Annotated in this window: 7 protein-coding genes; 3 read left to right on the forward strand and 4 right to left on the reverse strand. The window is 58.2% G+C overall.

From position 1 onward, the window contains the following. The first annotated feature begins 320 nt into the window (after positions 1-320). Entirely contained in the window at positions 321-1,673 is a 1,353-nt protein-coding gene (locus ALO64_RS00330) for a dicarboxylate/amino acid:cation symporter (protein WP_002554627.1), read from the forward strand. A gap of 68 nt (positions 1,674-1,741) precedes the next feature. Here ALO64_RS00330 and ALO64_RS00335 read toward each other — a convergent pair whose 3' ends face one another. After that, entirely contained in the window at positions 1,742-2,236 is a 495-nt protein-coding gene (locus ALO64_RS00335; protein WP_002554626.1) for a SprT family zinc-dependent metalloprotease, read from the reverse strand. A 194-nt stretch (positions 2,237-2,430) separates the two neighbouring features. On the opposite strand from ALO64_RS00335, the gene ttcA reads away from it, so the two are divergent. Then, positions 2,431-3,255 carry a tRNA 2-thiocytidine(32) synthetase TtcA gene (gene ttcA / locus ALO64_RS00340; RefSeq protein ID WP_044343369.1) on the forward strand — a complete coding sequence of 275 codons (825 nt, stop codon included), beginning with the start codon at positions 2,431-2,433 and terminating at the stop codon, positions 3,253-3,255. A gap of 6 nt (positions 3,256-3,261) precedes the next feature. Here the strand turns inward: ttcA and ALO64_RS00345 are convergent, their stop codons facing one another. The 3 genes from ALO64_RS00345 to arsC form a co-directional block, all read right to left on the reverse strand. After that, positions 3,262-3,933: a DNA-3-methyladenine glycosylase I gene (locus tag ALO64_RS00345; RefSeq protein ID WP_044343368.1), complete on the reverse strand. Its 672-nt coding sequence runs from the start codon at positions 3,931-3,933 to the stop codon at positions 3,262-3,264. Between the two features lie 102 nt (positions 3,934-4,035). Continuing rightward, positions 4,036-4,641, reverse strand: a complete 606-nt coding sequence (wrbA, locus tag ALO64_RS00350; RefSeq protein ID WP_005744747.1) for an NAD(P)H:quinone oxidoreductase — start codon at positions 4,639-4,641, stop codon at positions 4,036-4,038. After that, on the reverse strand, positions 4,638-4,991 hold the full coding sequence (arsC, locus tag ALO64_RS00355; RefSeq protein WP_044343367.1) for an arsenate reductase (glutaredoxin): 354 nt from the start codon (positions 4,989-4,991) through the stop codon (positions 4,638-4,640). Before arsC ends, wrbA begins: the two co-directional genes overlap by 4 nt. Before the next feature lie 129 nt (positions 4,992-5,120). Here arsC and ALO64_RS00360 point away from each other — a divergent pair, with 129 nt between their 5' ends. Then, on the forward strand, positions 5,121-5,588 hold the full coding sequence (locus ALO64_RS00360; protein WP_005739010.1) for a TlpA disulfide reductase family protein: 468 nt from the start codon (positions 5,121-5,123) through the stop codon (positions 5,586-5,588). The last annotated feature ends 56 nt before the right edge of the window (positions 5,589-5,644 follow it).

Genomic DNA, 5,644 nt, shown 5'->3' on the forward strand with positions numbered 1-5,644 from the left:
CACACCTCTGCGCGTCACCAGGTACTCCAGTCACCACAGAAAGACGGCGGATACCCGCCACTGTGTGCCCATTTTTCCCACCATACGGCGGAAAACCGCCACGTCTTTTTCGGTTTGCGTCTACCGTTACCCGTCTGCGCCTTGTAATGCGGGGTTTTGATGGCTATTTGATTCTATGGCACGCCTATTGCTATCTACATGGCAGAGGCCTGCCTTGCGCAGCTCGACAAAACAAATCCCTCCAGTGCAGGAGGGTTAGCGCTTTATAGGCTCGCGTGCATCAGGTGAAGATGCCGACGACGCCCTTGAGGAAAACTGCAATGACGACTCGTCAGCCCATCTACAAATCCCTCTATTTTCAGGTAATCGTTGCGATTGTCATCGGTATCCTGATCGGTCACTTCTACCCGGACACCGGCAAGGCTCTAAAGCCGCTGGGTGACGGGTTTATCAAACTGATCAAGATGGTTATCGCGCCGATCATCTTCTGTACCGTCGTCAGCGGCATCGCCGGCATGCAGAACATGAAGTCGGTCGGCAAGACCGGCGGTTATGCGCTGCTGTACTTCGAGATCGTTTCGACCATCGCTCTGTTGATCGGTCTGATCGTGGTCAACGTGGTTCAGCCGGGTGCCGGCATGAACATCGACGTCAGCACGCTCGACGCATCCAAGATCGCGGCTTACGTCACTGCCGGCCAGGATCAGAGCATCGTCGGCTTCATCCTCAACGTGATTCCGAACACCATCGTCGGCGCGTTTGCCAACGGCGATATCCTGCAAGTCCTGATGTTCTCGGTGATCTTCGGCTTCGCCCTGCATCGTCTGGGTTCGTACGGCAAGCCGGTTCTGGACTTCATCGATCGCTTCGCCCACGTGATGTTCAACATCATCAACATGATCATGAAGCTGGCACCCATCGGTGCGTTCGGTGCCATGGCCTTCACCATCGGTGCCTACGGCGTAAGCTCGCTGGTGCAGCTGGGTCAGTTGATGATCTGCTTCTACATCACCTGCGCGCTGTTCGTGGTGCTGGTGCTGGGTGCCATCTGCCGCGCTCACGGTTTCAGCGTCTTCAAGCTGATTCGTTACATCCGTGAAGAGCTGTTGATCGTACTGGGTACTTCCTCGTCGGAATCGGCCCTGCCACGCATGCTGATCAAGATGGAGCGTCTGGGCGCCAAGAAATCTGTCGTGGGTCTGGTTATCCCGACGGGTTACTCGTTCAACCTCGACGGTACGTCTATCTACCTGACCATGGCTGCCGTGTTCATCGCTCAGGCGACCAACACGCACATGGACATCACCCACCAGATCACTTTGTTGCTGGTGTTGCTGCTGTCCTCCAAGGGTGCTGCTGGCGTAACCGGTAGCGGCTTCATCGTTCTGGCTGCAACCCTGTCGGCTGTCGGCCACCTGCCAGTTGCCGGTCTGGCGCTGATTCTGGGTATCGACCGCTTCATGTCCGAAGCCCGCGCCCTGACCAACCTGGTCGGTAACGCTGTTGCCACCGTTGTGGTTGCCAAGTGGGTCGGCGAGCTGGACACCGACAAGCTGCAGTCCGAGCTGACTTCCGGTGGCTCTGCCATTTTGGAAACCCGTCCTGAAGACGACCTCGGCGTTGCCGAAGGCCCGACTCCAGCCGGTGCGGTGAATACCACCAAAACCGTCTGATTAACCGTCAGGCCATAAAAAACCCATCTTCGGATGGGTTTTTTTATGCCTGTCGTTTGTCTGGGGAGTTATTCCGTGCGCGTCTCGCCGCTGAACACCAATGGCTCGCGGCAGCGGCGGCAAAGGTAGCGCCGGCCCTTGCGAACCATGCTGTGACGCTGGGCAGTGAACGGAAAGTCGCTGTCCGGGCAAGGGCAGCGGTAGATGTAACGGATCACGCTGCGTCGCTTGACGGCGTAGGTGTGGCAGCGGTTGGGTGGCAGTTCATAGACGCCGCGCATGATCAGTTGCCATTCTTCGCCATGTGGCTGGATGCTGCCGCCAAACAGCTGGTGGGCAATCAGGTGCGCGACTTCGTGCGGCACGGTCTGGCGCAGGAAGTCTTCGGCGTTTTCCTTGTAGAGCTGCGGATTGAAGCGCAGCAGGTTTTCGTGCAGGTGAGCGACACCTGCCTTCTGGCCGCGCAACTGGAAACTGACCACTGGGCGTTTGAAGGTGCGTTTGAAGAAGGTTTCGGCTTGTTGGTAACAGGTTTCAACGCGTGAATTGAGTTGGTCGGGCATGCTTTAGGATTCTCCAGTGCGCCAAGTATGCCGCAATGTGACTACGCTCTGAAAATGCTGGCCGCCCGGTGGTCGTTTTTGATCAAGGGCGATTGCCAGTCTGAACAGCACGCGCGCAGCATATTTAACCAAAGGTCGGTTATAGGTAAAATGCCCGGCTTTTCTCAAGCTACCGTCAGCGGATATTTCCATAAATGGGCACCCTTTCAGTCAATCAGAACAAACTGCAGAAACGTCTGCGTCGGCTGGCCGGCGAGGCGGTTGCCGACTTCAACATGATCGAAGAGGGTGACAAGGTCATGGTCTGCCTGTCCGGCGGCAAGGACAGTTACACCATGCTCGATGTGCTGATGCACTTGCAGAAAGTCGCGCCGATCAAATTCGACATCGTGGCCGTCAACATGGACCAGAAGCAGCCTGGCTTCCCCGAGCACGTGCTGCCTGCGTATCTGAAAGAGCTGGGTATCGAGTACCACATCGTCGAGAAAGACACCTATTCAGTGGTCAAGGAATTGATTCCTGAAGGCAAGACGACCTGTTCGCTGTGTTCACGGCTGCGTCGTGGCACGCTGTATACCTTCGCTGATGAAATAGGTGCTACCAAGATGGCACTGGGGCATCATCGAGACGATATCGTCGAGACGTTCTTCCTCAACATGTTTTTCAACGGCTCGCTCAAGGCAATGCCACCCAAGCTGCGTGCCGACGATGGCCGTAACGTGGTGATTCGTCCATTGGCGTATTGTCATGAAAAGGACATTCAGGCCTATTCAGACCTTAAACAGTTTCCGATCATCCCGTGCAACCTCTGCGGCTCTCAGGAGAACCTGCAACGTCAGGTGGTCAAGGGCATGTTGATCGACTGGGAGCGCAAGACACCGGGTCGCACGGAAAGCATCTTCCGCGCCCTGCAGAACGTACAGCCCTCGCAACTGGCTGACCGCAACCTGTTCGACTTCAGCAACCTGCGCATCGACGAAACCGCTGCGTCGCGGTTCGTCAATGTGGTGAATATCTGAGGGTGCTCAGTGGTTGACGGTGAACGCCAGCATGGCTGACAGCTGGCACATCGGCCGACCGCTTTCTGCGTGCCATTGGTTGAAGACGTCCTGCACAATCGCCTGATCGCGTTTGCTTGTGGGCACGCGGTCGACAATATCCTGCGCATTCAGCGCGGCCACCACGTCCCAGGTCGGAATGAAGGTGTCCTTGCCAATCATGCGCAGAAAGCGTGGCGCTGACAGTCCGCCCATCTGGTTGCCGTGTTTGGCCAGGTACTGCCACAAGCCAGTAATGTTATCGACCGGCCACTCGGCGATGAATTTGCCGAAACTGCCGTGCTCCTGTTCGATGTCCAGAACCAGCTGCGCATTGCGCGGCACGCTCTTGAGTTTGCCCAGGTGGCGGATGATGCGCGCATCCTGCATCAGCCGCTCCAGGTGATCAGCACCCATCAGCACGACTTTTTCCGGGTCGAAGCGGAAGAAGACCTCCTCGAACGCCGGCCATTTAGAGTCCACCAGACTGTGTTTCAGGCCTGCACGAAACACGCGCAGGGCCATGGTCGACAGATAGCGGTCGGCGCTGATGGCTTGCAGTTGTTTCGGTGTCTTCGGGGTGGGCAGGTGGGCTTCCAGTGCTTTGGCGGAGCCGAATCGATTCAGGCAATACTCGTTCAGCCATTTGTAGTCTTGCATCGGTTCTCCAAAGAAATTCAACAGGCAGGTCAAGGGTTCAGACCGACCCTTGCCCTGCAAGTTTGCGATTTAACTGAAAGCGTCAGACCACGCCCTGCCGACTCAACTGCGTGCTGTGTCCAGTTGCAAGGCGGTTTTGGCCAGGCGCTGGCCCAGTGCACGGCACAGGTCAGTCTCATGGCGGTCCAGCGCGCGCTTGCCATCGGCACCGGCGTGATGACTGGCACCATAAGGCGTGCCACCCCCAGCGGTTTCCAGCAGCGCCGATTCGCTGTAGGGCAGACCCATGATCAGCATGCCGTGGTGCAACAACGGCAGCAGCATCGACATCAGCGTGGTTTCCTGGCCGCCGTGCAGGCTGGCAGTGGAAGTGAAGACGCCTGCGGGTTTGCCGACCAGTGCGCCGGTCAGCCAAAGGTTGCTGGTACCGTCGAGAAAGTATTTCAGCGGGGCGGCCATGTTGCCGAAGCGCGTCGGGCTGCCCAGCGCCAGGCCTGAGCAGTTTTTCAGGTCGTCGAGGGTCGCGTACAGCGCGCCGTTTTCCGGGATCTCAGGGGCGGTCGCTTCGCAGTCGGCGGAAACGGCAGGAACGGTGCGCAGCCGTGCTTCCATGCCGCCCAGCTCGATACCGCGGGCAATCTGCCGGGCCATTTCGCTGGTGGAACCGTTGCGGCTGTAATAGAGGACCAGAATGTAAGGTGTGCTCACGGCAGCAGCTCCAGGATGTTCTTGGGTGGGCGGCCAATCACAGCCTTGTCGCCTGCGACCAGAATAGGCCGCTCGATCAGTTTGGGGTGCGCGGCCATGGCGGCGATCAGTTGCTCGTCGCTCAGGCTCGGGTCGGCCAGGTTGAGTTGCTTGTAATCATCTTCGCCGGTACGCAGCAGTTGCCGGGCAGTGATGCCCAGCTTGCCGAGCAGGTCACGCAAACGCTCTGCGTCGGGCGGGGTTTCCAGGTACAGGACGATATCGGGCGTCAGGCCGCGGGCCTGAAGCAGTTCCAGCGCGCCGCGGGATTTGCTGCAGCGCGGGTTGTGATACAGCGTCAGATCGGTCATTTGCACGTCGCATCTTGTGTGGGGTGGCGTATTCTAACCAGCGATGGCACTGTCCGACATATCGAATGGTCAATAGTCGTAGCCTGGATATAAGTGATTGCAGGTTGAACGGGGCGAGGAAGGAAACAAATGGCAAGGCGATTAACAGCAGCAGTGATACTTTTCGGCAGCTTGCTGCTCAGCGGATGTGGCGTGGACCTGGGCACTGACCAGAACGGCCAGAAGGTGGCCAGCGAGCGAATCAAGGGGCATTGGCTGGTGGTGAACTACTGGGCCGAATGGTGTGGCCCGTGCCGTACCGAGGTGCCGGAATTCAACGCATTGTCCGAACAGCTCAAGGACAAGAAGGTCACGGTGCTGGGTGTCAACTTTGACAATCTGCAGGGCGACGAGCTGAAAAACGCTGCCAACGCACTGGGTATCAAATTCACCGTGCTGGCTCAGGACCCAGCCGAGCAGTACAGCCTGCCGCCCTCCGAAGCGCTGCCGGTGACCTACATCATCGACGACAAGGGCAAGATGCGCGAGCAACTGCTCGGTGAGCAGTCAGCCGCCACCGTGATCCAGAAGCTCAAGGCATTGCGCGGGGAGGGGTGATCGGATCGATTTTCGACGCTCTGCGCCGTAACGAGGACGCGGAGCGTCCAGAACGG

The sequence above is a fragment of the Pseudomonas meliae genome (assembly GCF_001400515.1).
GTDB classification, from domain to species: Bacteria; Pseudomonadota; Gammaproteobacteria; order Pseudomonadales; family Pseudomonadaceae; genus Aquipseudomonas; species Aquipseudomonas amygdali.